The sequence below is a fragment of the Streptomyces sp. NPDC104814 genome, from assembly GCF_055583185.1.
Genome location: NZ_JBVJOL010000001.1, coordinates 1,119,907 through 1,145,084, shown reverse-complemented (window position 1 = coordinate 1,145,084; position 25,178 = coordinate 1,119,907). Strand labels below are relative to the sequence as shown.

Here is a 25,178-nt window from a genome sequence, read left to right as displayed (position 1 = left end):
CCTCCGTGCGGTGCGGAGGGGGCGGTCCGTCGGCCGTGCGCGCCGCCCGGGCGAGGGGGGGGCGGACACCCTGGGGAGGTGCGATCCGTCACTTCTTCGGCGCGCCGACCGGCTTTCCGTCGGGTGCGACGGCGTACCAGGTGCCGCCGACGCCCTGACCGTTGATGTCCCCGGGGGCCTTGTCACCGGAGAAGGTGTAGACGGGCCAGCAGTTGACCGTCTGCTGCTTGACGCCGTCGGGCCGGGTGAAACTCATCAGCCCCTTCTTCTTCACACCCTTGGTGTCCCCGGCGTCGACGGGTTCGACGGCCGGCCACTTCTGCAGGCAGGCACCGGTGCAGGCGGAGACCGGCTTGGGCCAGGCCTGGTCCTTCAGGAAGCGGTAGACGGTCATGCCGTTGCGGTCGACGATGATGTCACCGAGGTTGGGGTCCTTGCGGACGGACAGTCCGGGCAGATCGGACGCCTTCGCCTTCTTGCCGTCGGGGGCCAGCGCGAACCACTTGCCCTTGAGCCCCTGCCCCTTCACCTCGCCCGCCTTGGTGTCCTTGGCGTAGCGGTACGCCGGCCAGCCGCCGATGGTGAGCTGCTTGGTGCCGTCGGCGCGGGTGACCTCGCCCAGCTCCGACGGGTCGATGCCGGTGCCGGCGGTGACGTCGTCCGCGGGCACGGGCGGCCACACCTTGGCGCAGTCACCGTTGCAGGTCGACTTGGAGGGCTCGGCGGTGTCCTCGTCGAAGCGGTACAGGGTGCGTCCGGAGCCGTCGGTGAGCACCTTGCCCAGTTCCGCGTTGCCGGTGACGGACAGCTTGCCCGCGGGGACCGGCCGGGCCTGCGGTGCGGAGCTCGGGCCGGGAGAGCCGTTGCCGACGCCGTACCCCCCGCCGGCGGTGCCGTAGCCGCCGACCGGGGCCGTGGCGCCGACGTTCTGGGCGGCCGCCTGGGCGCCGCCGTCGCCCTGCCCGCACGCCGACGTCAGCGCCAGTACGGCTACGGCACCCACCGCGAGCGAGGCGCTCCGCCACGAGGTCTTCATCGTCAACTCCCCACGTTCACACGTCTGTTGCAGCGCCCTGTTCCGTCGCTGCACGGCATGGGGTACGCACGGGGACGGTGGGTGTGTTCAACGGCGGTGCGGAAATCTTTGCGGACGACGCCATTCCGTCGGGCAGGTGTGCGGCGGGTCGGACGTACGAACGTCAGCCGCGCAAGGCGCCACGCCGATCCGTGTCCCTCGTTCGGAGCATTCCGCGGCCGACCGGGCATGACGGGGTCCGGCGCACCTCATGATCTCCGTCGTGCATGGACCCGAACCGACCCGATCCGCCGTGGGGGCACGGGTGCTGGCCGCGGTGACCCTCAGCTGGTTCCTCGTGGGCGCACCGGCCGGGACGGCGGCGGCCGACGCCTGCGCCTACGCCTCGACCGGCCCCGACGGGGTGACGGCGGTGGCGGTGGCCGGAAGCCTCGACTGGCCGATCCCGCCCGGGTGTTCACCGAGCCCGACGCCCAGTCCGACGCCACCACCACCGCCACCACCACCGCCTCCTCCCCCACCACCGCCACCGCCTCCCCCGCCGCCGCCTCCACCTCCGCCCACGCCGAAACCGCCGCCGCCCAAGCCGGCACCGAAACCCCCGCCGCCCAAGCCGCGGCCGGTGCCTGCGGCCCCCGCACCACCGGCACCGGCACCCCGGCCCGCACCGGCCCGCCCGGCCCCGCCTCCGCCGCCCCCGAAGCCCGCCCCGACCCCGACACCCACTCCGACGCCGACACCACGCCCCTCCGCGAGCCCGGTGAGCTACCCGCGGTATCACGCCGCGCCGCACCGACGGCAGCCCAGCCACCACGTCTCACCCGTCGTCTATGTCCTGCTCATCACCACGCCCGCGATCGTGGCCGTCGCCGCGCTCCGCCCGCGCTGAGCCCTGGAGGTACCCCCGTTGCCGGAATGGCTTGTTCTCACCCTCGCGATGCTGGCCGCCTGTGTCGTGGTGGTCGTCATCACCCTCGTCCGCCACCGCACGGCGTCCGAGGACGAGGACCCCAGTGAGACTCCGGACGTCATCGAGTACATGACCATGTGGATCGGCGTGGTCTACGCCATCGTCCTGGGCCTGGCGATCGCGGGCGTGTGGGAGGCACGCAGCGCCGCGCAGGACCATGTGCAGGCGGAGGCGCAGGCGCTGCACGAGATCGACCAGCGCGTCCGGGTCTATCCCGCTCCGGTCCGTGACCGGATCCGGGCGGATGTCAACGCCTATGTCGGACACGTCGTCACCAAGGAGTGGAAGGCGATGGAGGACCACGGTGAGATGACCGAGCGCGGCACCCAGCTGCTCGGTCAGCTGCGCCGGGACCTCACCGACTACCAGCCGCGCAACGACTTCGAGGCGCAGGCCTACCAGCCGTTGCTCGACCAGATCACCGCGGCCGACGAGGCACGCACCGCCCGCGCGAACGCCACGTCGCCGACCATGCCGGGGGTGGTGTGGTTCGGGCTGCTCACCGGGGCGGTGATCACCATCGGCATGGTCTTCGCCCTCCAGATCCGCCGCACCCCGCGCGAACTGGTCCTGGCGGGCCTGTTCTCGGCACTGATCGCCTTCCTGCTGTTCCTGATCTGGGACTTCGACGCGCCCTACAGCCGGGACACGGCCGCGTCGATGGAACCGCTGCTCAGCCTCTTCCCCCATGCCAGGGGATGAGCCACGGCATGCCAGGGGACGAGCCACGGCCCGCGTGATGCCGCCGCGCCGGGCGCCTGCGGCCTTGGCCCGGCCGGCATGGACCGGGCCAAGGCGCCACGCCGACGGTGTCCCCCGGGGGATGCAGCCGCGTCACCCGGGCGATGCGGGTGGATCCCCCGGGTGACGCGGGTGCGTCGCCCGGGTGGAGTACACGCTTGACCCGTTCGCGCTACTGAGATCGCGGGGGTGCGGTCCCGTTCCTAGCGTTTCGGTCATCGAGGAGCACTTGTCGTGCACGCGGAGCAGGTCCGCCGCCGCTCCTCGGAGACCGGAGGAAACACATGCGCGCGATACGCGTCGCTTCGGCCGCTCTGCTGGGTCTCGGCGCCCTCGCCCTGACGGCGCCGGGCGCCGTCGCGCTGGGCGGCGGCAGCGACATCACCCCGTTCGGTTTCAGCGTCCTGCCGTCGACGGTGTCCGCCGGCGGGCAGGTGGTCCTCCAGGTCGACCGGGACCACGGGGGCTGCCGCGGAGCGGTCATGGTCTCCTCGGGCGTGTTCGACACGGTCACCATCGCGCCGCGCCGGTCGTCGGCGACGGCGACCGTCGACTGGGACGCACGCCCCGGCGCCGTCTACCAGGTGACGTTCACCTGTGACGGGGTGAGCGGGTCGACGGGACTGGCCATCGCCGGCGGACGGCCGGTGCCTCCGACGCCTTTGACGCCTCGGCCCCCGCGGCAGACGGTGCCGGGCGCGGTGCACGCCGGTGAGGGCGGCAGCACCGGCGGCTTCGACGCCCGCGAGATCGGCATGGGCGCGGCGCTCGTCGCCGGTGCCGTCGGTGCGGCGTATCTCTTCACGCGGCGGCGCGGCGGCGAGAGCGGCAACTGACCGGTGTGTCCCGCGCCGGCCGTGTGTGCCACAGGGCGTCGCCCCGGGCCCCGCTCGGGGGTCCGGGGCGACGCCCGGGTGGGGTGCGCGGTACGTCGCGCGCGGTGCGTCGTGCCTCGTGCGAAGGGGAAGGCGCGACGCGGGGGTCAGAAGCGCTTCTCGGCGCGGCGGCGCATCCAGAACACGCCGCCGCCGATGACGGCCGCGGCGACCAGCCCGCCGCCGATCGCCATGTCGGTGGGGGTGGCTCCGCTGGAGGTGCTGCCGCCCAGACCGCCGCGGACACCGCCGATGACGGTGAAGGCGGCCGGGTTGGTCAGCGTCTGGCCGTTGCAGTTGACCGTGATGCTGTGGGCGCCGGGGCGTGCGTTGTGGTTGATCGTCGCGGTCCCCTTGGCGGTCTGGTTGGCGCCGTGGATCGGGGTGAGCGGCGTGGGCTGGAACGCGTCCGAGGTGGCGGTGCCGCCGGACGGGCAGCCGTCGACGGTGATGGTGAGCTGCCCACCGCGGGCGATGACGCTGGGCAGCGCGACGATGTTGCTCAGTCTGAAGTTCATGCCGTCCCGCGCGGCGGCCGAGGGGGCGGCGAGGCCGAGGGCGGCGACCGCGGCGGCCGTGGCCGCCAGGGCACGAGAGTTGCGCATCTGATCCTCCGCGGAAGACACCCCGGGACCCGTCCCCGGTCGATCGGCGAGAAAGCGTCTCCCGGAGAAACCCTCAGATGCCGTGCGCGCTCCCGCATTTCGGGGATGGTCCGTCCCGGTGAGACCGCACCCGGCGCCTGAGGGCCACGGCCGGACATCACCGCAGGTCACGGTCCGTCAGAAACGATCCGTTCGGCCGCGCCACGGATGGCGCACAGGGGAACTCCCGCCACCCGTTCGCCGTCGCCTCCTCGCCGCTCGCGGCCACCGGACTTAGCGTTCTTCCATGCGCACCATGGCGCGGCGACGGCCGTGTCGAAAGGGGATGGCGAATGTCTGCGTCCGAGCTGTCCGAACTGGCCGAGGAGGCGGAGCGGCGGAGAAAGCGCGCCCCCTGGGGGGTGATAGCGCTGGTTCTGCTGACCGGTCTCGCGCTCATTCGCAATGGCTCCGGGGAATTCGACGTGGGCCCGCCGCAGCCGGCTTCGGCCGCGGCCGCCGACAGCCGCAGCGCCCCGGACCTGCTCGGGCGCGCGCCCGAGCCGCTGGCGTTCTCCGTGGCCGACCGGGTGCGTATTCCGGCGATCCAGGTCGACGCGCCCGTCATGCCGGTCGGCCTCGACGCGGACGGCTGGGTCGACGCGCCGCCCCCGGAGGACCCGAATCTCGCGGGCTGGTTCACCGGTGGTGTCTCGCCCGGGGAAAAGGGCACGGCGGTCGTCGTCGGGCACGTCGACAACAAGCAAGGCCCCGCGGTGTTCTACGGGCTGGGCGCCCTGAAAAAGGGAAATCGTGTCGAGGTGCACCGCCAGGACGGAAAGACGGCGGTGTTCGAGATCTACGGCATCGAGGTGTTCGCCAAGGCCGACTTCCCCGGCGACCGCGTCTACGCGTCCAAAGGCGCGCCGGAATTGCGGGTCATCACCTGCGGGGGCGGCTTTTCCAAGAAGAACGGTTACGACGGGAACGTCGTCGTCTTCGCCCGCCTGACCGAGGTCCGCTGAGCGGCATCCCGGCCGGCGGGCGAAGGCCCGCGCACTCCTACGTGTACGGGCGGCTCGGCACGCTCAGGTGGTAGCCGGAGTCCAGCAGGTGCGGCAGGTATCGGCGCAGCGCGGCCACGCTCTCGGAGCGGTCGCCGCCGGCGTCGTGCGAGAGCACCACGACGCCGGGACCGGCGCCCTCCTCGACGGCGCGGACGATGGCGCCGGTGCCGGGAACGGTCCAGTCCTCGGTGTCGACGGTCCAGGCCAGCGGTTCCATGCCCATCTCGGCGCCGAGCTGGAAGGCCGCGCGGTTCCAGGCGCCGTAGGGGGCGCGGAACCAGCGCGGGCGCTCGCCGTAGGCCTCCTCGATGACATCGCTGGTGCGTTCCATCTCGCTGCGGATCTCCGCCCGGCTCAGCTGGGTGAGCAGCGGGTGGGACCAGGTGTGGTTGCCGACGACATGGCCCTCGTCGGCCATGCGCGCCAGCAGGTCCCGGTTCCAGTCGGCCTGTTCCCCGCACACGAAGAACGTGGCCCGCACGTCGTGCTCGCGCAGGGTGTCCAGGATGCCCGGGGTGTAGTGGGGGTCGGGCCCGTCGTCGAAGGTGAGGAACATGGTGCGGCCGCGGGCGGCGAGCTTCAGCAGCGGTTCGCGCCGCACCGGTGTGCGCGGCGGCGCCGCCTGCGGCGGCCCGTACCCGGTCAGGGGCTGCAGACGGTAGGCGGACGGTTTTTCCGGAAGCCGCGCGGGGGCGCCGGCGGCGGGCGGGGCGGGGCGGGCCGGCTCGTCGGCGCCCTCCAGTGCGAACAGCCCGGCGGTCCCGGCCGCGCCCAGGGCGGCGGCCGCGGCGGTCAACGCCCGGCGCCGGGTGAGGAACTGATCCTTCTTCATGACCAATCAGTCGCCCGGGGACCGCGCGACGCACCACGGCACCACCGGACCGGGGGCGGGAAAACACCCGCTCGGCGCAAGCGGGCGTCCAGGCGGGCGAGCCCGGTCGCCCGTCCGGGCGCGCCGAGAGGGCACGCGAGCGGGCGCTCAGCGGCGGCGGACCAGGGGGAACGGGAGGGTCTCCCGGATGGTCAGACCGGTCAGGAACATCACCAGACGGTCGACTCCGACGCCGAGACCGCCCGTCGGGGGCATCGCGTACTCCAGGGCGTCCAGGAAGTCCTCGTCGAGTTCCATCGCCTCCGGGTCGCCGCCCGCGGCCAGCAGCGACTGCTCCGTCAGACGCCGCCGCTGCTCGACCGGGTCGGTCAGCTCGGAGTAGGCGGTGCCCAGTTCGGTGCCGAAGGCCACCAGGTCCCAGCGTTCGGCCAGGCGCGGGTCGGTGCGGTGCTGGCGGGTCAGCGGGGAGACGTCGGTCGGGAAGTCCTTGTAGAACGTGGGCAGCTGGGTGCGCTCCTCCACCAGCCGCTCGTACATCTCCAGGACGACGTCACCGCGCCCGTCGTCCTGGGTGTACGGCACGCCGGCGCGGTCGCACAGCAGGTGCAGCCGGGCCAGTTCGGTGCCCGCGTCGATCTCCTCGCCGAGGGCCTCCGAGATCGCGCCGTACACCGTCTTGACCGGCCAGCGCCCCGAGATGTCGTACTCCCGGCCGTCCTTGCGGGCCACGGGCGAGCCGAACGCCGCCGTGGCCGCGCCCTGGATCAGTTCGCGCACCAGGTCGAGCATCACGTCGTAGTCGGCGTACGCCTGGTAGGCCTCCAGCATCGTGAACTCGGGGTTGTGCTTGTAGGAGACGCCCTCGTTGCGGAAGGTGCGGCCGAGTTCGAAGACCTTCTCCATGCCGCCCACGCACAGCCGTTTCAGATACAGCTCGGGCGCGATCCGCAGATACAGGTCGAGGTCGTAGGCGTTGATGTGGGTGGTGAAGGGGCGGGCGTTGGCGCCGCCGTGGATCTGCTGGAGCATCGGTGTCTCGACCTCGAGGAAGCCGCGATCCAGCAGGCCCTGGCGCAGGGCCTGGACGGCGGTGGAACGGGCCCGGACGACGTCGCGGGCGGCGGGGCTGGTCACCAGGTCGAGGTAGCGCATGCGCACCTTGGCCTCGGGGTCGGCCAGGCCCCGCCGTTTGTCGGGCAGCGGGCGCAGGCACTTGCCGGTGAGCTGCCAGGAGGTGACGAAGACGGTGGGTTCGCCCTTGTCGCTGGCGCCGGCCCGGCCGGTGGCGGTGATGTGGTCGCCGATGTCGGTGCCGGTGCGGAAGCGGGCCAGGGCGGCGCCCGTCCCCTCACGGGTCAGCGCGAGCTGGTGGTCGCCGGACCAGTCGCGCAGCACGACGAAGACGATCCCGCCGAAGTCGCGGACCAGCATGATCCGCCCGGCGACGGTCACGTCCTGTCCCTGGCGGACCTCGGCGAGGGTGTGGGTACGGGCGGGCACGCCGACCGGGTAGGGGTCGATGCCGTCGCCGCGCAGCCGGTCCAGCGTGCGGTGGCGGACGCGGACCTGCTCGGGCAGGCCCGCGTCCGCACCGACGGACCCGGTCTCGCCCCCTCCGTCGAGACCGAGCGCCGTGAGCGGCGGCAGCCCCTCGGTGGTGGTGGGCCGCCGCACCCCCTTCGGATGCGCCTTGCCCCGCAGCTTGCGCAGCGACGGTACGGCGACGAAGCCCTCGGCGATACCGGAGGCGAGGCCGATCCGGGCGAGGGCGGCGGCGTCGCCGTAGCACAGGAAACGCGGGTACCACTCGGGGTGGTACTTGGCGTTGGAGCGGTACAGCGCCTCCAGCTGCCACCAGCGGGAGAAGAACAGCAGCAGGCGGCGCCACAGCCGCAGCACCGGTCCGGCGCCGATGCGGGCGCCCTCCTCGAAGACCGAGCGGAAGACGGCGAAGTTCAGGGAGATGCGCCGCACGCCCAGCTTCGGCGCGGCCGCGCACAGCTCCGCGACCATGAACTCCATGATGCCGTTGGGGGCGGCGCGGTCGCGGCGCATGAGGTCCAGGGAGATCCCGTCGCGCCCCCACGGCACGAACGACAGCAGGGCGAGCAGGCGGCCGTCCTCCGCGAACGCCTCGACCAGCAGGCAGTCGCCGTCGGCGCTGTCCCCGAGGCGGTCCAGGGCCATGGAGAAGCCACGCTCGGTCTCGGTGTCGCGCCAGGCGTCCGCCTTGCCGACGATCTCCTCCATCTCGGCGTCGGTGAGCGCCTCGTGGCGGCGGATGCGGCAGGTGGCGCCGGTGCGCCGGACCCGGTGCACGGCCTGCCGGGTGACCCGCATGTCGCGGCCGTCCAGGTCGAAGGCGTGCACGTGCACGATGGCCTCGTCGCCCAGTTGCAGCGCGCCGAGGCCGGCGCGGGCGTAGGCGGTGGCGCCCTCCTCGGAGGCGCCCATCACGGCGGGCGCCCAGGCGTGCCGGCGGGCCACGTCCAGCCAGGCGGCGATGGCGTGCGGCCAGGCCTCGCGGTCGCCGACGGGGTCGCCGCTGGCCAGGCACACCCCGGCCTCGACACGGTAGGTGACGGCGGCCTTGCCACTGGGCGAGAAGACGACGGCCTTGTCGCGCCGGGTGGCGAAGTAGCCGAGCGAGTCCTGCTCGCCGTAGCGGCCGAGCAGGGCGCGGATGCGCTCCTCCTCGTCGTCGTGGAGGGCGGCTTCGAGGCGCTGGGAGCGGAAGAGGGTGGCGGCGGCGTTCAGCAGGGCGAGCGCGCCGAACAGGCCGAGCAGGAAGAACAGGGCGTGCGGCGGACGGCCGCCGAAGGAGCCGGCCGAGGCCAGACCGCCCAGGACCCGGTTGGCGGCCCAGGTCAGCCGCTGCCCGTACGGCAGGGTGCCGGGGAAGAGTGCCACCAGGCCCCAGCCGAGGAGGATCGCGAGGGCGAGCCCGCCCACCAGCACGGCGAGGGCACGGCGCAGCGCCCCGCGGCGGGAGGCGGCGTAGAACTCGCGGCGGGCCACGACGAGCAGCGCGAGGGCGAGGGCGCACAGCACCAGGGAGGGCAGGGACTCGGCGTACAGGCCGACGGCGACGCCTATGACGTCGGTGAGGACGACCAGGCCGAGGTAGACGACGACCAGCCACCAGGCGACCTTCTTGCGGGCGGCGGTGGCGGCGGCGAGCAGGAACAGGAAGACGGCGTAGGCGAGGTTGGCGCTGAGGGGGACCAGCAGTTGGTCCAGGAAGCGCACGACGGGGCTGAGCAGGTCGCGCAGGGGCTCGATGAGGGCGAGCAGGGCGCACAGCAGGCCGAGGGCGCCGAAGATGGTCGCGAAGCCTTCGGGCACCCGGCTGAGGAAGCCGCTCCCGGCGGGTCGTGTCGGTCCCGGGGCGCCCCGGCCCGGGGCGGCGTCCACGGTGGCACTCATGCATCCGACTGTAGGAAGGCCGCGGCCCGCTCGCCCGTCGAGCCGTCCCGGCTGGCGGGCGCGTCGGTGGCCTCCGATAGCCTCGGGTCGTGACGGAACAGCACTCTCACCGGTTCGGCTCTCACCAGTTCGAACGGGGTACCGACGGGCCGAAGGTGATCGTGGTCGGGGTGGACGGCTCCGACTCCTCGCTGCGCGCCGCGGCCTACGCGGGCGGCCTGGCCAGGCGGCAGCACGCGCTGCTGGCCGTGGTCTACGTGCAGCCGGTGCTGGCCGCGGGCGCGGCGCTCGGCGCGCCGGTCGTGGAGACGACCGACGAGATCGCCGAGGACATCGTCGCGCAGATCCGGGAGGCGACCGAGCGGGTCAAGGGGATATTCGAGGTGCGCTGGGAGTTCCACACCTTCCGCGGCGACCCGTACAACGGCCTGGTGAAGGCGGCGGACGAGCTGAAGGCGGACGCGGTGATCGTCGGCGCCTCCGAGCAGGCCGGCCACCGGATCATCGGCTCGGTCGCGGTACGGCTGGTGAAGGCCGGCCGGTGGCCGGTGACGGTGGTGCCTTAAGGACCCCGGCGGTACGGCGACGGCGAGCGGGCGCCGGCTCGCGGGCAGCCGAGTGACCGTGCCGGTGGCCGTGGCGACGACGCTGACGCCGTTCGGTGGCCGTCGCGGGTGAAGCCGCCGGAGACGCAGGCGGTGCGGCCGTCGGCGGACACCGCGACACTCGCGTGCGGGCCGTCCAGCGGGACGACCCGCTCCGAGCCGCGGCGAGCGGGCCGGTGGCGGCGCGGTGGTTCATCGCCGCCGGCCTTGCGCGGCGCGCAGTACGGCCGCGATGCCCGTGAAGCCGCGGCGCTCCGCATGCGCGAGGGCCGTCACACCGTCGCCGTCGGGCAGCGTCGGGTCGGCGCCCGCGGCGAGCAGGATCTCGACGACCTCCTGGTGGGTACGGCCGCCGTCGCCGAGGATGACGGCCTCCAGCAGGGCGGTCCAGCCCAGCCGGTTGACGTGGTCGACGTCGATGCCGGTCTCGGCCAGCACGGCGCGGACGTAGTCGACGTGGCCGCGTTCGCTCGCCGGGATGACGGACACGCCGCCGAAGCGGTTGGTGCGCGTCAGGTCCGGGCCGCCGGGCAGCAGCGCGCGCATCATGGCGACGCTGCCGGTGACGCCGGTGACCAGCCACGGGCTGTCCTGCCGGTCGTCCTGCGCGTCGACGTCGGCGCCCGCGGCGACCAGGACGCGGGCCACCTCGACCTGGTCGGCGAGCGCGGCGCGCAGCAGCGGGGTGCGGCCGGCCTCGTCGCGGGCCTCCAGGTGTGCGCCGCGGGCCAGGGCCGCCCGGACGGCGTCGGCGTCGCCGCGTTCGGCGGCCGCGAGCAGGGCGAGGCCGGCGGCGGACGGTTGCTCATGGGGCACGGCGTAACTCCTCCACAGGGTGGCGACGGGCGTCAGGACGGCGCTCAGGCGGGAGCGCCGGCGGCGCGCGGCCGGGGGAAGGCCGCGCGCCGCCGGTCGCCGGGCGCCGCGCCGGGTCAGGGGGCGCTCACGGGGGTGGTACGGCCGGTCAGCGGCCGTTGCTGATCGCGTCGACGCCGGCCTGCGCGAACTTCTCGTCCAGGTCGCCGGACGGGGCGCCCGCGACGCCGATGCCCGCGATCGGCGCGCTGTTGTACGCGACCGGGGCGCCGCCCGCCAGGAACAGCGTGCCGGGGATGTCCTTGAGGTGGGGGGCCTTCTCCAGGCGCTGGGCGAGCTCCGAGGTGGGCGCGTTCCAGGAGACGGCGGTGAACGCCTTCCTGACGGCGGAGTCGTAGGACTGCGGGCCGGCGCCGTCGCCGCGCAGGGTGACGACCGTGTTGCCGTTGCGGTCGACGACGGCGACGGTGACGCGCTGGCCGTCCTTCTCGGCGGCGTCCAGGGCGGCCCGGGCGGCGTCGGTGGCGGCGTCGATCGTGAGGTGGGTGCTGGTCGTGGTGGTCTTGCCCTTGAGGGTGGCCGGGGCGGCGGCGGGCGCGGCGGCCGGGGTGCCGGCGGAGGCGGAGACCGCGCCGGCCACACCGGCGCCGACGGCGGCGAGGAGGGCGGCCGAGGTGACGACCTTGGCGCGGGTGGAGAACTTCTTGGCCTTGTGCTGCATGCCGGACGGCTCCCTGTCATATCGCGTCGGCGCGGACCGCGGTCTGCTGCCGGGTCCCGCTCAGCGCTTCGTGCGCTGTGCCTCCAGCCTCCGCCCGGAGCGGGCCCGGGCCCGTCGGCGTCCCGGCTCGTCCCGGCGCACGCATCGGGTGACCTCCGGGTCATCCGATCGGATGACCCCCACCCCGGCCGGGGTGACCCTTCCTCGTGCGTGGCGTCTTCCCAGGACGGGTGGGCTGGGCCATCATGATCCGCCGTCAGCCGTTTGCCGATCGTGAAGAGGTGAGGCGTGTGGCCGGGCTCAGAATGGGCGAGGGCATTCTCCGTCGCAAACCGATCGAGCACATCGAGGAGACGGAAGTCGGGGAGGGCGCGCGACTGGAGAGGTCGCTGGGCCTCGGGCAGCTGACCGCGATCGGCGTGGGCGGCATCATCGGCGCCGGCATCTTCACGCTGGCCGGAACGGTGGCCAACGGCACGGCGGGCCCGGCGGTGCTCGTGTCGTTCCTGATCGCCGGTGTGGCCAGCGCCTGCGCGGCGCTGTCGTACGCCGAGTTCGCCGGGCTGATCCCGAAGGCGGGCTCGGCCTACACATACGGCTACGCGGTCCTCGGGGAGTTCGCGGGCTGGTTCATCGGCTGGGACCTGCTGCTGGAGTACACCGCGATCGTGGCGGTGGTGGCGATCGGTATCTCGGGCTACTTCAGCTTCCTCGTGGAGGAGATGGGCGCGAACCTGCCGCACTGGATGCTGGGCGCCCCGGGCACCGGCTCCGGTCACAAGGTCGATCTGTTCGCGGCCGTGCTGTGTCTGCTCATCGCCTGGCTGCTGAACCTTGGCATCCGCAGCGCGGCACGCTTCGAGACCTTCGTGGTGGTGCTGAAGGTCCTGGTGGTGCTGCTGGTGATCGGCGTCGGCTTCTTCCACATCGACACGTCGAACTACCACCCGTTCTTCCCGTTCGGTGTCAGCGGCGCCTTCACGGGTGCGGCCACGGTGTTCTTCGCGGTGTTCGGCTACGACGCCATGTCGACGGCGGCCGAGGAGTCCAGGGACGCCCAGCGGCACATGCCGAAGGCGATCATCTACTCGCTGGTGATCTCGATGGTGCTGTACGTGCTGGCCTGCCTGGTGCTGACGGGCATGCAGAACTACAAGGACATCGACCCCAAGAGCGGTTTCTCCACCGCGTTCAAGTCGGTGGGCCTGGACCGGCTCGCGGACGTGATCGCGGTGGGCGCGATCATCGGCATCCTCACGGTGATGTTCACGTTCATGCTGGGTGTGACCCGGGTGTGGTTCTCGATGTCCCGCGACGGGCTGCTGCCCGCGTGGTTCGCGAAGACGCACCCGACCCGCCATGTGCCGACCCGGGTGACCTGGATCGTCGGGGTCGCGTCGGCCGCCATCGCCGGGTTCGTGCCGATCGGCTCGGCGGCCGAACTGACCAACATCGGCATCCTGCTGGCCTTTGTGGTGGTGTGCGTGGCGGTGATCGTGCTGCGCTACCGGCATCCGGAACTGCCGCGGAGCTTCCGTACGCCGTGGATGCCGGTCATCCCGATCGCCGGGGTCGTCTTCTCGATCTGGCTGATCACGTTCCTGATGTGGGAGACCTGGGTGCGGTTCGCCGTCTGGTTCCTGATCGGCTGCGTGGTCTACTTCGGCTACTCCTACAAGCACTCGGCGCTGACGCGCCAGGACGCCACAGGGGCTCCGGAAAGCCGGTGAGCAGCGCGAGGAGGCCTCGGGACGCTCCCTGGTGAGGTAGTGGGCGGTGCCGTCGACGGTGGCGGCCCGCCGGTCGCGCACCGTGGACCAGCCGGCCGGCCCTGGGCGGCCGGCCGTCCGCGTCGACACCCCCCGGGCGTCTACCGCCGCCGGGCGGCTACTGCCCCATCACCAGGCCGTCCTTCGCCGCGCCGCGGCTGAGCACGACCTGGCGGATGCGGTCGCGGACCGCGCGCAGCTCGGCGCCGTCGGCGAGGGCGCGGTTGAGGTCCACCACCCGGCCCGCGTCCACGTCGAACAGCAGCGGAACGAACTCGGCCCTGGCCACCTCCCAGCGGCCGCCCGGCCGCTTCGGCGGTAGGAAGGTGAAGCGGCCCAGGGTGGACTGGTTGCCGCGCTGGTCCTCGACGCCGTTGTCGTCGTACATCTCGCCGGCGATCTCGTCGCCCATGCCGTAGACCACCCAGGTGCCGTTGACCTTCTCGTAGGCCTGCGGCACATGGGCGTGGGTGCCGAGGATCAGGTCGATGTCGGGGCGGCCGCCGTCGCGGGAGGCGGTCAGCCGGCGGGCCAGGTCGAGCTGGCGGCTGTCGGGCGCGTCCTGCCAGGGGGTCCCCCAGTGCAGGGAGACCACGACGACGTCGGCACCGGCCTTGCGGGCGGCCCGGGCGTCCGCGACGATCTTGCCCTCGTCGATGAGGTTCACGGCCCACGGCTGCCCGGGCGGCAGGGCGAAGTCGCCGGTGCCGTAGGTGTAGGCGAGGTGGGCGACCTTCGCCGGGCCGGCGCTCAGGAGCGTCACCGAGTTCGCCTCCGCCACGGTGCGCGCCGAGCCCGTGTGCTTGACGCCGGTCCCGTCGAGGGCCTCGAGGGTGCGCCGGACACCGTCCGCGCCGTCGTCGAGGGCGTGGTCGGAGGCGGTGGAGCAGCTGTCGTAGCCGGTGGCGGCGAGGCCGTCGGCGATCTCGGGCGGCGACTTGAAGACCGGACGGCCGGTGTAGTCGCCGTTCGCCCCGTAGGGGGTCTCCATGTGGCACAGCGCCAGGGCGGCCGGGGCGACGAGGGGTCTGACGCCGGCGAGCATGGGCCGGAAGTCGTAGCCGGTGCCGCCGGAGTCGAAGCGCGCCCGTTCGATGACCGAGGTGTGCGGCAGGACGTCCCCGGAGGCGACCAGGGTGAAGCCGCGCGGACCGGCCGGCGGGGCCGGGCGTCCGGCCTGTGCGCGGCGATCGGCCTGACAGGCGGCCCCGGCGGCGAGTAGGGCCGTCAGGGCCAGTGCCAGCAGTCGTCTGCGTGTGTGTGCGCGTACGATCATCAGTCACCCCAGCCTGGTCACATTTCCCTACGAATAGGTATGAGGGGGGCGGGCGCCGCAAACGGTTCGGGCGCCCCTTTGACCCGTCCGGTGTCCGCCGACCGGGAGGGACCGACCGTTCGCCGCACCGTTCACCGACGCGATCGACCGCCCGCCGCACAGCCGCGTACGCGCCCTGTCCGCCACCGGCGCCCTGCGGTGGCATACGGCCATGACGGCCGGAAACACCCTCACCACCCGGGCGACGACCGCCGAGCACGAACTCGCCGCGTTGCAGCGCGAGCACGGCCGGCCGCTGTTCGCGCTGCTGCTGCGGCTGTGCGACGGCGACCGGCAGCGGGCCGAGGACCTCGTACAGGAGACCCTGCTGCGGGCCTGGCAGCATCCCGAGGCCCTGCACGCCGACTCCTTCGACTCGGTACGGCCCTGGCTGATGACCGTGGCACGGCGGCTGGCCATCGACGCGCGCCGGGCACGGCAGGCGCGGCCGGCGGAGGTGTGCGACGAGGTGCTGGCGCAGGGGCACGCGCCCCTGTGCGCGGATCACGCGGAGCGGGCCGCCGCGACGCTCGACCTGCGGGAGGCTGTGAAGACACTCACTCCGCACCACCGTGACGTGCTGGTGCTCGTGTATCTGCGCGGGGCCAGTGTGGCGGAAGCAGCGACGGAGCTCGGCATTCCGCCCGGTACCGTGAAGTCGCGCGCGTTCTACGCGCTGCGCGCCCTGCGCCGGGAGCTTCCGGGATACGCGGCGGACCTGCGGTGAAACCGACCACAAGGTCAAAGCTTCGTAAAACGCCTGCTGCCGACCATGGTTGAGTAATCGGCTGTCTTCATCCGTGTTCCGGAGGAGGGCCCGCACCGGGCGACGCGCGACACCGGAGGAAGGCAGGAAGGGATGCTGTACAGAGGTCACCAGGGCACGGAGGGTGCCGGCGGCGGGGAACTCGTCGTCCCCATGGCCTGGTTGTACGCCGAGTACATCGCGGACGAGCTGCTGCGCACCGGCGATCTGATGCCGCCGACGTCGTTCGAGTTCCGCGCCGGGCGCGACGCACTGGCCCTGACGATCTTCCTGTCCGACACCGAGGGCGAGCTGTCCGGCATCCGGGTGGTGACCCAACTGGAGACCTGGCTGTCGCTGACGGCGTACGACCAGCCGTGGCAGGACTGGGTGCGCGAGCGGATGGCGGCCCTCACCGCGGAGGGCTCCGCCGGGCCCGACCTCGCGCTCGCCCGCGCGGCCTGGCGCTGGCTGGAGGAGACGGAACTCCTCGCCCCGGACCTGAACGCGGTGCCCGGCGGTCCGAGTGCCCTCGGCGAGGACGACGGGCCGAAGGTATGGACCCCGGCCTGGCAGCTGGGGCTGCCGCTGGGGCACCTGGCGATCCACCTCTTCTGACAGGACCGGCAGCCTGAGCGCCGCGGGCCCGGATTGCGGGGCGCCGAGCCCTGGCGGCAGGGCCACAGCGCGCTCCTGCCGGGCGAACGCCCAGGTCAGCGGGCGCGCCGCGGCCCGGTCGGCGCGCCCGGTACTCCCGGTCGGCGCGCCCGGCGTCCCCGTCGGCGCGTGTGCGCGAGCGCGCCGGAAGTTTCTGCCCTCCCGGACCAATCCGGGGGCCGGCCCGCTCCGAATCCCCCGCGGAGCTTTCCGTGCCTGGCTTGAGTCAATCGGTGGCGTGGTCCGTACCGATGGGTGCAAGGAGTGACCCCACCCGCACCCAACGGCACGAGGATTCGCATGAGGTCCCTGGAACGGCATCGCGACGTCGCCGCTTACGCGCTCGGCGTGCTGGACGAGGCGGAAGCCTTCCGCTTCGAGGACCACCTCATGGAATGCGCCGGCTGCTCGGCGCAGGTGACCGAATTCGGGCCGGTGACCCGGCAGTTGATGCTGTACCGGCGGGCCACACCGCGCTTCGTGCACCCGGCGCCGACCCCCGGCTCACGGTTGCTGGACCGGCTGCTCGCCGAGATCGGCCGCCGCCGGCGCACCGCACGCCGGCGCCTGCTGTACGCCGTCGCCGCCGCGGCCGTCGTCGCGCTCACCGCACCGGCCGTCGCCGTCCTCACGGCCGGCGGGGGCACCCGGGCGCCGCTCGCCGCGACCGACCCCCGCACCGGGGTGTGGGCACAGGTCACCACCCACGACGCGGACTGGGGCAGCCAGGTGCAGCTGAAGGTCAGGGACGCGGCCGGCACCCGCTCCTGCCGTCTGGTCGTGATCGGCCGGGACGGCTCGGAGCAGACGGTCAGCACCTGGAGCGCGCCCGGCGCCGACGGCCGCACGGCCACCATGGAGGGCAGCGCGGCCTTCCACCCCGACCAGATCGCCCGCTACGAGGTCCGCACCGCCGACGGCCACTCGCTCATCACCCTGCGCCCGCACTGATCCCCCGCGGCCACACCAGCAGCACCGGACACAGCGCATGGTCCACGACGAAGCGGGTCGGCGGTGACAGCGTCCTGGGGCCGGGCCGGCTGCGGTCGCCGTCACGGCCGAGGATCAGCAGGTCGGCGTCGCGGGACGCGGCCACCACCTCCTGTTCGGGCCGGCCGGTGCGTGCCGTGGACGTGCAGGGGCGGCCCAGCCGGTCCGCGGCGGCGGACAGCAGCCGCTGCCCCGACTCCGCGGCCAGCCGCTCCAGCCGGGTGCCGGGATCGTGCCCCGGGTCCGCTCGTCCCAGCAGCCCCGCGAACGCGCCGTGCGCGGCGTCCGGCACGTCATGGCCACTGACATGCAGCAGGACGACCTCGGCGGCGCCCGCGGCGTACGTACGCGCGGCGTCCACGCACGCACGCCAGGTGCCCTCGGCCACCCAGACGACGACGGCCATGCGGTCGGCCTCCGATCAGGCTCCGATCAACTGCAGGGAACCCCACAGTGCCACCACGGCCGCGCCCAGGGACAGGGGCACGGCGAACAGACCCAGAATGGTGAACTCCTTCAGCTCGACCTCGTGGTCGTGCTGGTGCACGATCCGCCGCCACAGCAGCGTGGCCAGCGAGCCGGCGTACGTCAGGTTCGGCCCGAGGTTGACGCCGAGCAGCACCGCGAGGACCGCTCCGGCGCCGGACGGCGCGGCCAGCGGCAGCAGCACGAGCACCGCCGGCAGGTTGTTGATCAGATTGGCCAGCACCGCGGCGAGCGCGGCCACCGCCAGCAGCGCCGCCGGCCCGGTGCCGCCCGGGACCAGATGGCCGAGAGCGCCCGCGAGGCCGTTGTCGACGACCGCACGGACCACGATCCCGAGGGACAGGACGAACGCCAGGAACGGCACGGACGCGGCCCGGACGATCTGGGACGGGCGGGTCCGCCGACGGGCCAGGGCGCGCACCGCCAGCACCAGCGCCCCTGCGCACGCCGCCCACGCCGGGTCCAGACCGACCGCGGAGGCGAGCAGGAAACCGGCGAGCGTGCCCGCGACCGTCACCAGCGCGAACACCGGCAGCGCGGGCGGCTCACCGGCCTCCGGCGTCTCGGCGCCCGCGCCGAGGTCGGTGGCGAAGAACCGCCGGAACACCGCGAACTCCACGGCGATCGCGGCGAGCCACGGCAGCGCCATCAGTGCGGCGAACCGGGCGAAGCTCAGCCCGCTGACCGAGAACGCCAGCAGGTTCGTCAGGTTGGACACCGGCAGCAGCAGCGAGGCGGTGTTCGACAGATGGGTGCAGGCGTAGACGTGCGGCTTGGGGCGCGCGCCCAGCCGGGCGGCCGTCGCGAAGACCACCGGCGTCAGCAGCACCACCGTGGCGTCCAGGCTGAGGACGGCCGTGATCACCGACGCGGTGACGAAGACGTACGCCAGCAGCCGCGTCGGGCTGCCCGCCGCGGCCCGCGCCATCCACGCCCCGCACGCCTGGAAGAGCCCCTCGTCGTCGCAGAGCTTGGCGAGGACGAGGACGGCGGCGAGGAATCCGATCACCGGGCCGAGGCGGGCCGCCTCCTCACGGGCGTGGTCCAGGGAGATGGCACCGGTGCCGACGACGATCGCGGCGGCCGGTACGGCGACGACGGCCTCCGGCCACCCCCAGGGGCGGACGACCGCGCAGGCCAGGACGAGGACGAGCAGAACGGCGGACAGCGACTCGGCGAGCATGGTGTTCAGGGGTGGGTCCTCTCGGGCGGACGGGTCACCCGAAAGTTCACCACAGGAGCGTGCCGCTCACTTCAGCAGCCGGGACAGCCGGCGGTCGGCGAGCGGCTTGCCACCGGTCTGACAGGTCGGGCAGTACTGCAGCGAGGAGTCGGCGAAGGACACCTCGCGGATGGTGTCGCCGCACACCGGGCACGGCTCGCCGGTGCGCCCGTGGACGCGCAGCCCGCTCTTCTTCTCCGCCTTCAGCCGGCCCGCGGCGACGCCCCGGGAGCGCTCGACGGCCTCGGTGAGCGTCTCCCGCAGGGCCCGGTAGAGGCGGGTGGTCTCCTCGGGGGTGAGGGAGGCGGCCAGTTTGAAGGGGGACATCTTCGCCGCGTGCAGGATCTCGTCGCTGTAGGCGTTGCCGACCCCGGCGATCAGGCTCTGGTCGCGCAGCGCGCCCTTGAGCCGGCGGCGCTCCTTGCCCAGGAGGGCTGCGAGGCGGGCCTCGTCGAAGTCGCCGGCGAGCGGGTCGGGGCCGAGGCGTGCGACGCCCTCGACCTGCCGCGGGTCGTCGACGACGTACGCCGCGAGGCGTTTTTGCGTGCCGGCCTCGGTGAGGTCGAAGCCGGCGCCGGTCTCCAGTGCGACGCGCAGCGCCAGGGGTCCCTTGCCGGGGCGGGGCGGCCCGTCGGGCAGGCGGTCCTTCCAGTGCAGCCAGCCCGCGCGGGCCAGATGGGTGACCAGGTGCGGGCCGCCGTCGGTGGCGAGGTCGAGGAACTTGCCGTGCCGCCGCACGGCGGTGACCTCGCGGCCTTCGAGGGCGCTCAGGGGCGGGTCGTAGGTTTTCAGGACGCTGATCGCGACGGGCAGCACGCGGACGATCTCGTGGCCGACCAGGTGCTCGGACAGGAAGTCCTTGAGCGCTTCCACCTCGGGCAGTTCCGGCATACGTCCAGAGTGCCATCCGCCGTCGCGGTGCTCAGGTCGGCGACCGCACCGGGTGTCGCCGCGCGCGGGCCCGCGGGGGCGCCCGGGCGGAGCCCGCAGCCCGGCGTCCGGGCCCGGCCGGTGCCGGTCACGTCGTCGTCGGCACCACGAACTCGCACCACACGCACTTGCCGCCGCCGCGCGCCTCCACACCCCACGCATCGGTCAGCAGGTCGACCAGGAGCAGACCCCGTCCGGAGACCCCCTGCACACCGGCCTCGCGGCGGCGCGGCAGGGCGCTGGAGGAGTCCTCGACGTCGACGCGCAGCCGGCGGTCCGGGCCGCCGAGCACCCGCAGGGTGACGATCGCGGCTCCCTCGGTGTGCATGAGGGCGTTGGTGATCAGTTCGTCGGCGACGAGTTCGATCTCGTCGGCGCGGTCCCGGGCGCCCCAGGCCCGCACGGCCGCACGGATCATGTGCCGGGCATGGGTGAGCCCCTCGGCGTCGCCGGGGGCGACGTGCTGCTGGAGGCGGCCGCCGGGGCGCGGTGTGTCCAGTGGGCGGCGGCGCAGCAGGAGCAGGGCGACGTCGTCGTCTCCGGCGCGTTCCTCGGCGACCTCGATCATCCGGTCGGCGAGCGCGCGCACGTCGTCGGGGCCCGCGGCGACGAGCGCGGCGAGGGCCCGCATGCCGTCGTCGAGGTCGGCTCCGGGCTGTTCCACCAGGCCGTCGGTGGTGAGCACGAGGGTGTCGCCGGGATCGAGCTCGACGGTGGCGACCGGATACTCCAGGCTGCCGAACTCGGCGGACAGCCCGAGCGGCAGCCCGCCGGGGACGGGGAGACGGCGGCAGGCGCCGTCGGCGGCGCGTACCAGCGGGTCGATGTGACCGGCGCGCACCACCTGGACGACACCGGTGGCGAGGTCGGCCTCGGCGTACAGGCAGGTGGCAAAGCGGTCGGTGTCGAGTTCGTGCAGGAAGACGGAGGCGCGGGCCATCACCGTGGCCGGAGTGTGGCCCTCGGCGGCGTAGGCGCGCAGCACGATGCGCAGCTGGCCCATGACGGCGGCGGCGTGCGTGTCGTGGCCCTGGACATCGCCGATCACGGCGCCGACGCGGCCTGCCCCGGCGGCGGTACCGCCGGGCAGCGGGATCAGGTCGTACCAGTCGCCGCCGATGTCCCGGCCGAGGACTCCGCCGGCGCTGCCGGCCCGGTAGCGGACGGCGACGTCGGCGCCGGGCACGCTGGGGATGGTGCGGGGCAGCATGGCCTGCTGCAGGCCCTGCGCGACGTCCTTCTCCTCCTCGTAGAACATCGCGCGCTGCAGGCTCTGCGCGATGCTGCTGCCGAGCGCGACGAGGATGTTGCGCTCCTCGGGCGTGAAGCCGCGCCGGTCGTTGTAGAGCAGGCCCATCGCGCCGATGGGGCGGGCCTGCACGATGAGCGGCAGGTAGGCGGCGGAGGTGATGTGCAGACCGGTGAGGTGCGGCCACAGGATCGGGTAGTCGGCGGCGAACTCCTCGGGCGACTCGATGAACCGGGGGCTGAGGGTGCGCACCACCTCGCCCATCGGGTACGGCTCGTCGACGCGGGTGATGCGGGTGCCCGGGACGGAGGCGCCGGCCGGGCCCTCCGCGATCAGCCGGATGCGCCCGGCCTCGACCAGGCCCATGACGAGGCTGGCCGCACCGAGGTGGATCAGGCCGTGGGTGTCCTTGAGGACGTCGATGACGTCCTGCACGGTGCGGGCGTGGGCGAGGGCGGCGGTGGTGAGCTGGACGACGTTGGTCTGCCTGCGGCGGTCCTCGTCCACGAAGGCCTGCTGGCGGTGGGCGGCGAACTCGTCGAGTTCCGCGGTGGCGTCACGGACGATGCCGACGATACGGCGGGGGCGGCCGCTGTCGTCGCGGCGGATGTAGCCCTGGGTGTGGGTCCAGCGCAGTTCGCCGGTGCGGCAGCGGATGCGGAAGTAGGCGCCGTAGTTCTCGCTGCCGTCCTTGATGGCCTGGGCGACCAGGGCGTCCAGCCGGCGGGCCTCGCCGGGCGGGACCCGGGCGGCGAGGGTCTCGGGGCGGCCGTCGTACTCGTCCGGGGACACGTCGAACGCCTCGTGCGCCTGGGCGTCCATGCTCATCAAGCCCGTGTCCAGGTCCCAGTCGAAGCTGCCCATGCGGTTGAGCGCCAGGATCGGATCCGGGTGGGCGGGCCAGTCGTCCGGGAGGGACAGCGCGCTCGCTCCCCGATCAACCATGCGCCCACCTTGCCAGGATTTGCCCGATTATTCGACCGGGAGGCAGGGGGGCGAGGGGGGGCGGCTCGCCCTCGTACGGGTTACCCGGGCGCAGTCGTGGCACACGGAGCGTGACGATCGGGCGGCGGGAGAATGTCGGGAGAGGAGCGCCGAGGCGTGGACTGGTTCACCGCATCCGACTACTGGCTGAGCCGGCTGGTCTTCCAGCGGGCGCTGGCCGGTGTCTACCTGGTCGCGTTCCTCACGGCGGCGTTGCAGTTCCGTGCGCTGCTGGGTGAGCACGGCATGCTGCCGGTCCCGCGGTTCGTCGCCCGGGTGCCGTTCCGGCGTGCGCCGAGCCTGTTCCAGCTGCACTACTCGGACCGCTTCTTCGCCGCGTGCGCGTGGGCGGGCTGCGCGGTGTCGGCCGCGCTGCTGGCGGGGGTGGACGGACATCTGCCGCTGGGGGCGGCGGTCGCGCTGTGGCTGGTGCCGTGGGTGCTGTACCTGTCGATCGTGAACGTCGGCCAGACCTGGTACGCGTTCGGCTGGGAGTCGCTGCTGCTGGAGACCGGGTTCCTCGCCGCGTTCCTCGGCAACGACGACGTGGCGCCGCCGGTCGTGGTGCTGTTCCTGCTGCGCTGGATCCTGTTCCGGGTGGAGTTCGGCGCGGGCCTGATCAAGATGCGCGGGGACGAGTGCTGGCGGAAGCTGACGTGTCTGTACCACCACCACGAGACCCAGCCGATGCCGGGCCCGCTGAGCTGGTTCTTCCACCACCTGCCCAGGCCGCTGCACCGGGTGGAGGTGGCGGCCAACCACGTCACCCAGCTGATCGTGCCGTTCCTGCTGTTCACTCCGCAGCCGATCGCGACGGCGGCCGCCTCGCTGATGATCCTCACCCAGCTGTGGCTGGTGCTGTCGGGCAACTTCGCCTGGCTGAACTGGATCACGATCGTGCTGGCGGTGCCGGCCCTGCGGTTCCCGGACGGCGGCGCCCCGGCGTCGGCGCCCGGCTCGGCGCCCCTGTGGTACGAGGTCCTCGTCCTGGCGGTGGCGGCGCTGCTGGTCTTCCTCAGCTATCACCCGGTGCTCAACATGATCTCCCGCCGCCAGGTCATGAACCGCTCCTTCGACCCGTTGCACCTGGTCAACACCTACGGCGCGTTCGGCAGCGTCAGCCGGGTCCGCTACGAGGTGGTGGTCGAGGGCACCCTCGACGAGGTGCCGCGCGAGGACTCCGACTGGCGGGAGTACGAGTTCAAGGGGAAGCCCGGGGATCCCGCGCGCTGGCCGCGCCCGTACGCGCCGTACCATCTGCGTCTCGACTGGCTGATGTGGTTCGCGGCGCTGTCCCCGGCGTACGCGGGCGCCTGGTTCGAGGGACTGGTGGAGCGGTTGCTGGAGAACGACCGGGACACCCTGCGCCTGCTGCGCCGCTCCCCCTTCCCGCCGGACACTCCCCCGCGCCATGTGCGCGCCCGCCTCTTCCGCTACCGGTACACGACCTGGACGGAGCTGCGGGAGACGGGCGCCTGCTGGGAACGGACGTACATCCGCGACTACCTGCCACCGACCCGGCTGGCCGGCCTGCCCTGAGCCGGCGCCGGAACGGGTGCCGGGTGGCGGGAGGATAGGGCGCCCCGACCTGGGTACGCGTGTGCGGCACCCCCCGGTGCCGAGCGCCCAGCACGCAGTGACCTTGAAGCAGTGGGAGATGACATGCGGCTCCGTCAGCCGGCCCCGGCACCGTCCCGGTGCTCCGCGCCCGTCCTCGCCGGACGGTACCGCCTGGACCGGCTCATCGGTTCCGGCGGCGCCGCCGACGTCCATCAGGCCCGGGACCTGCGTCTGGAACGCCCGGTGGCCGTCAAGGTCTTCCGCACCGGCGCCGACGCCGACTTGGAAGAACGCTTCCACAACGAGGCCGTCATCCTGGCCCGGTTGCAGCATCCCGGACTGGTCACCGTCTACGACGCCGGCCGGCACGACGGCCGTCCCTACCTGGTCATGCAGCTGATCGACGGCCCCACCCTGAAGAGGCGTATCGCGGCAGGCCCGTTGGCCCCGGGCGGGACGGCCGCGCTGGGTGCCGGTCTCGCCCGGGCGCTGGCCCACGCGCACGGCGCGGGGATCGTGCACCGTGACGTCAAGCCCTCGAACATCATGCTGGACGGCTCCGGACGGCCCCATCTGACCGACTTCGGCATCTCCAGGCTGCTCGACGCCACCACCCGCACCGCGCCCGGCTCACTCATCGGCACGGCCGCCTACCTGGCGCCCGAGCAGGTCCTCGGCCAGTTCGTCGGCCCGGTCGCCGACGTCTACGCCCTCGGGCTGGTGCTCCTCGAATGCCTCACGACCAGACTGGAGTACGACGGCGCTCCACTGGAGGCCGCCGTCGCGCGACTGCACCGCCCTCCCGTACTGCCCGAGTCCGTACCGGAGGAACTGGCCGGGCTGCTGCGGGACATGACCGCCCTGGACCCGTCCGACCGCCCCTCGGCACACGAGTGCGCACGGACGCTGACCTCACTGGCCCCTGCCGTCGGCCGCGGGCCCGCCCGGGCCGTGGTGACCGCCGTGCCGGCCGGGATGGCCGCCGGCGCAGTGCTCCGCGACCCGGACCCCACCCGCCCGGGTTCGTCACCGGTCACGGGCGCGGCCGGTGCCGGACGTGCCACGGGCGGGGCCGTCGACGGGCGTGCCACGGGCGGGGCCGTCGACGGGCGTGCCACGGAGGCGGCCATGCCGAAGGGCGTGCGCGGACGCCGTCTGGTCACCGGCGGAGCCGTCGCACTCGCCACCGCCATGGCCGCCACCCTCGCGGTCGCCGACGGCGCCTCCCACGCCGGCCGCGGCGAGGCGGCGACACCGGCCGTCAGCCGCCCCTCTCCGAAGGCGGCGAACACGACGGGCGCCAGGCCCGGGCAGGCCCCCGCCGTTCCGGTCTCCCCGACCGGCGACGGACCCGTGCGGCTCCGCGACGCCGCCCTGCAGGAGACTCCCCGTTCCGCCCCGGCCGGCCGGCCGGCCACGGTCGCTCCGGGCCCGGAGCGGGGCAACGGCAGGTCAGGCCACGGCAACGCGGCCTCACCTCATCACTCCGGTCCGGGCGACGCGCCCGAAAAGACCCAGAAGAAGGCCGAGCAGTCCCGGCACAAGGGCCACAAGAAGGACAGGCACTGACCGCCGGACGGGGCGCCACCCTGGCAGGC

22 protein-coding genes are annotated in these 25,178 nt (G+C 73.4%); 11 read left to right on the top strand and 11 right to left on the bottom strand.

Annotated features, from left to right (window positions below):
* Nucleotides 1–88: 88 nt before the first annotated feature.
* On the bottom strand, nt 89–1,036 hold the full coding sequence (locus ACZ64A_RS04760; protein ID WP_469808214.1) for an SCO0930 family lipoprotein: 948 nt from the start codon (nt 1,034–1,036) through the stop codon (nt 89–91).
* 760 nt (nt 1,037–1,796) lie between these two features.
* Here ACZ64A_RS04760 and ACZ64A_RS04755 point away from each other — a divergent pair.
* From ACZ64A_RS04755 to ACZ64A_RS04745, 3 genes are all read left to right on the top strand, one after another.
* Entirely contained in the window at nt 1,797–1,925 is a 129-nt protein-coding gene (locus tag ACZ64A_RS04755; RefSeq protein WP_469808213.1) for a hypothetical protein, read from the top strand.
* An 18-nt stretch (nt 1,926–1,943) separates the two neighbouring features.
* The gene (locus ACZ64A_RS04750; RefSeq protein ID WP_469808212.1) at nt 1,944–2,708 is read left to right on the top strand and encodes a bestrophin-like domain; all 765 of its coding nucleotides are present in this window, start codon (nt 1,944–1,946) and stop codon (nt 2,706–2,708) included.
* Between the two features lie 323 nt (nt 2,709–3,031).
* Nucleotides 3,032–3,583, top strand: coding sequence for a hypothetical protein (locus ACZ64A_RS04745; RefSeq protein ID WP_469808211.1), 552 nt, complete (start codon nt 3,032–3,034; stop codon nt 3,581–3,583).
* A 146-nt stretch (nt 3,584–3,729) separates the two neighbouring features.
* Here ACZ64A_RS04745 and ACZ64A_RS04740 read toward each other — a convergent pair whose 3' ends face one another.
* Nucleotides 3,730–4,227 carry a hypothetical protein gene (locus ACZ64A_RS04740; RefSeq protein ID WP_469808210.1) on the bottom strand — a complete coding sequence of 166 codons (498 nt, stop codon included), beginning with the start codon at nt 4,225–4,227 and terminating at the stop codon, nt 3,730–3,732.
* A gap of 332 nt (nt 4,228–4,559) precedes the next feature.
* Here ACZ64A_RS04740 and ACZ64A_RS04735 point away from each other — a divergent pair, with 332 nt between their 5' ends.
* Nucleotides 4,560–5,231: a class F sortase gene (locus ACZ64A_RS04735; RefSeq protein WP_469808209.1), complete on the top strand. Its 672-nt coding sequence runs from the start codon at nt 4,560–4,562 to the stop codon at nt 5,229–5,231.
* A 37-nt stretch (nt 5,232–5,268) separates the two neighbouring features.
* On the opposite strand, the gene ACZ64A_RS04730 is transcribed toward ACZ64A_RS04735, so the two are convergent.
* Both ACZ64A_RS04730 and lysX read right to left on the bottom strand, forming a co-directional pair.
* Complete coding sequence (locus ACZ64A_RS04730) at nt 5,269–6,105, bottom strand: polysaccharide deacetylase family protein (protein WP_469808208.1); 837 nt, start codon at nt 6,103–6,105, stop codon at nt 5,269–5,271.
* A gap of 147 nt (nt 6,106–6,252) precedes the next feature.
* Nucleotides 6,253–9,531 (bottom strand): bifunctional lysylphosphatidylglycerol synthetase/lysine--tRNA ligase LysX, encoded by a 3,279-nt coding sequence (gene lysX / locus ACZ64A_RS04725; RefSeq protein WP_469808206.1) that lies wholly within the window; start codon nt 9,529–9,531, stop codon nt 6,253–6,255.
* A gap of 89 nt (nt 9,532–9,620) precedes the next feature.
* On the opposite strand from lysX, the gene ACZ64A_RS04720 reads away from it, so the two are divergent.
* Complete coding sequence (locus ACZ64A_RS04720) at nt 9,621–10,097, top strand: universal stress protein (RefSeq protein WP_469808205.1); 477 nt, start codon at nt 9,621–9,623, stop codon at nt 10,095–10,097.
* A gap of 231 nt (nt 10,098–10,328) precedes the next feature.
* Here the strand turns inward: ACZ64A_RS04720 and ACZ64A_RS04715 are convergent, their stop codons facing one another.
* Entirely contained in the window at nt 10,329–10,952 is a 624-nt protein-coding gene (locus ACZ64A_RS04715) for an ankyrin repeat domain-containing protein (RefSeq protein WP_469808204.1), read from the bottom strand.
* A 148-nt stretch (nt 10,953–11,100) separates the two neighbouring features.
* The gene (locus ACZ64A_RS04710) at nt 11,101–11,673 is read right to left on the bottom strand and encodes a GlcG/HbpS family heme-binding protein (RefSeq protein WP_469808202.1); all 573 of its coding nucleotides are present in this window, start codon (nt 11,671–11,673) and stop codon (nt 11,101–11,103) included.
* Nucleotides 11,674–11,963: 290 nt separating this feature from the next.
* Between ACZ64A_RS04710 and ACZ64A_RS04705 the strand changes: the two genes are divergently transcribed.
* Nucleotides 11,964–13,403, top strand: coding sequence for an amino acid permease (locus ACZ64A_RS04705; RefSeq protein WP_469808201.1), 1,440 nt, complete (start codon nt 11,964–11,966; stop codon nt 13,401–13,403).
* A gap of 157 nt (nt 13,404–13,560) precedes the next feature.
* Here the strand turns inward: ACZ64A_RS04705 and ACZ64A_RS04700 are convergent, their stop codons facing one another.
* Complete coding sequence (locus ACZ64A_RS04700) at nt 13,561–14,718, bottom strand: CapA family protein (protein WP_469808200.1); 1,158 nt, start codon at nt 14,716–14,718, stop codon at nt 13,561–13,563.
* A 211-nt stretch (nt 14,719–14,929) separates the two neighbouring features.
* Between ACZ64A_RS04700 and ACZ64A_RS04695 the strand changes: the two genes are divergently transcribed.
* The 3 genes from ACZ64A_RS04695 (at nt 14,930) to ACZ64A_RS04685 (ending at nt 17,110) form a co-directional block, all read left to right on the top strand.
* Complete coding sequence (locus ACZ64A_RS04695) at nt 14,930–15,484, top strand: sigma-70 family RNA polymerase sigma factor (RefSeq protein WP_469808199.1); 555 nt, start codon at nt 14,930–14,932, stop codon at nt 15,482–15,484.
* Nucleotides 15,485–15,616: 132 nt separating this feature from the next.
* On the top strand, nt 15,617–16,120 hold the full coding sequence (locus ACZ64A_RS04690; protein WP_469808198.1) for a hypothetical protein: 504 nt from the start codon (nt 15,617–15,619) through the stop codon (nt 16,118–16,120).
* A gap of 339 nt (nt 16,121–16,459) precedes the next feature.
* Nucleotides 16,460–17,110 (top strand): zf-HC2 domain-containing protein, encoded by a 651-nt coding sequence (locus tag ACZ64A_RS04685; protein WP_469808197.1) that lies wholly within the window; start codon nt 16,460–16,462, stop codon nt 17,108–17,110.
* Here ACZ64A_RS04685 and ACZ64A_RS04680 read toward each other — a convergent pair.
* The 4 genes from ACZ64A_RS04680 to ACZ64A_RS04665 form a co-directional block, all read right to left on the bottom strand.
* On the bottom strand, nt 17,091–17,555 hold the full coding sequence (locus ACZ64A_RS04680) for a universal stress protein (RefSeq protein WP_469808195.1): 465 nt from the start codon (nt 17,553–17,555) through the stop codon (nt 17,091–17,093). The genes ACZ64A_RS04685 and ACZ64A_RS04680 overlap by 20 nt on opposite strands.
* A 15-nt stretch (nt 17,556–17,570) precedes the next feature.
* Nucleotides 17,571–18,818 (bottom strand): SLC13 family permease, encoded by a 1,248-nt coding sequence (locus ACZ64A_RS04675; protein WP_469808194.1) that lies wholly within the window; start codon nt 18,816–18,818, stop codon nt 17,571–17,573.
* A 66-nt stretch (nt 18,819–18,884) separates the two neighbouring features.
* On the bottom strand, nt 18,885–19,748 hold the full coding sequence (locus ACZ64A_RS04670) for an Fpg/Nei family DNA glycosylase (RefSeq protein WP_469808193.1): 864 nt from the start codon (nt 19,746–19,748) through the stop codon (nt 18,885–18,887).
* A gap of 127 nt (nt 19,749–19,875) precedes the next feature.
* Nucleotides 19,876–21,981: a SpoIIE family protein phosphatase gene (locus tag ACZ64A_RS04665; protein ID WP_469808192.1), complete on the bottom strand. Its 2,106-nt coding sequence runs from the start codon at nt 21,979–21,981 to the stop codon at nt 19,876–19,878.
* A gap of 156 nt (nt 21,982–22,137) precedes the next feature.
* Between ACZ64A_RS04665 and ACZ64A_RS04660 the strand changes: the two genes are divergently transcribed.
* On the top strand, nt 22,138–23,559 hold the full coding sequence (locus ACZ64A_RS04660; RefSeq protein WP_469808191.1) for a lipase maturation factor family protein: 1,422 nt from the start codon (nt 22,138–22,140) through the stop codon (nt 23,557–23,559).
* 123 nt (nt 23,560–23,682) lie between these two features.
* Nucleotides 23,683–25,149 carry a serine/threonine-protein kinase gene (locus ACZ64A_RS04655; protein ID WP_469808190.1) on the top strand — a complete coding sequence of 489 codons (1,467 nt, stop codon included), beginning with the start codon at nt 23,683–23,685 and terminating at the stop codon, nt 25,147–25,149.
* Nucleotides 25,150–25,178: the final 29 nt, after the last annotated feature.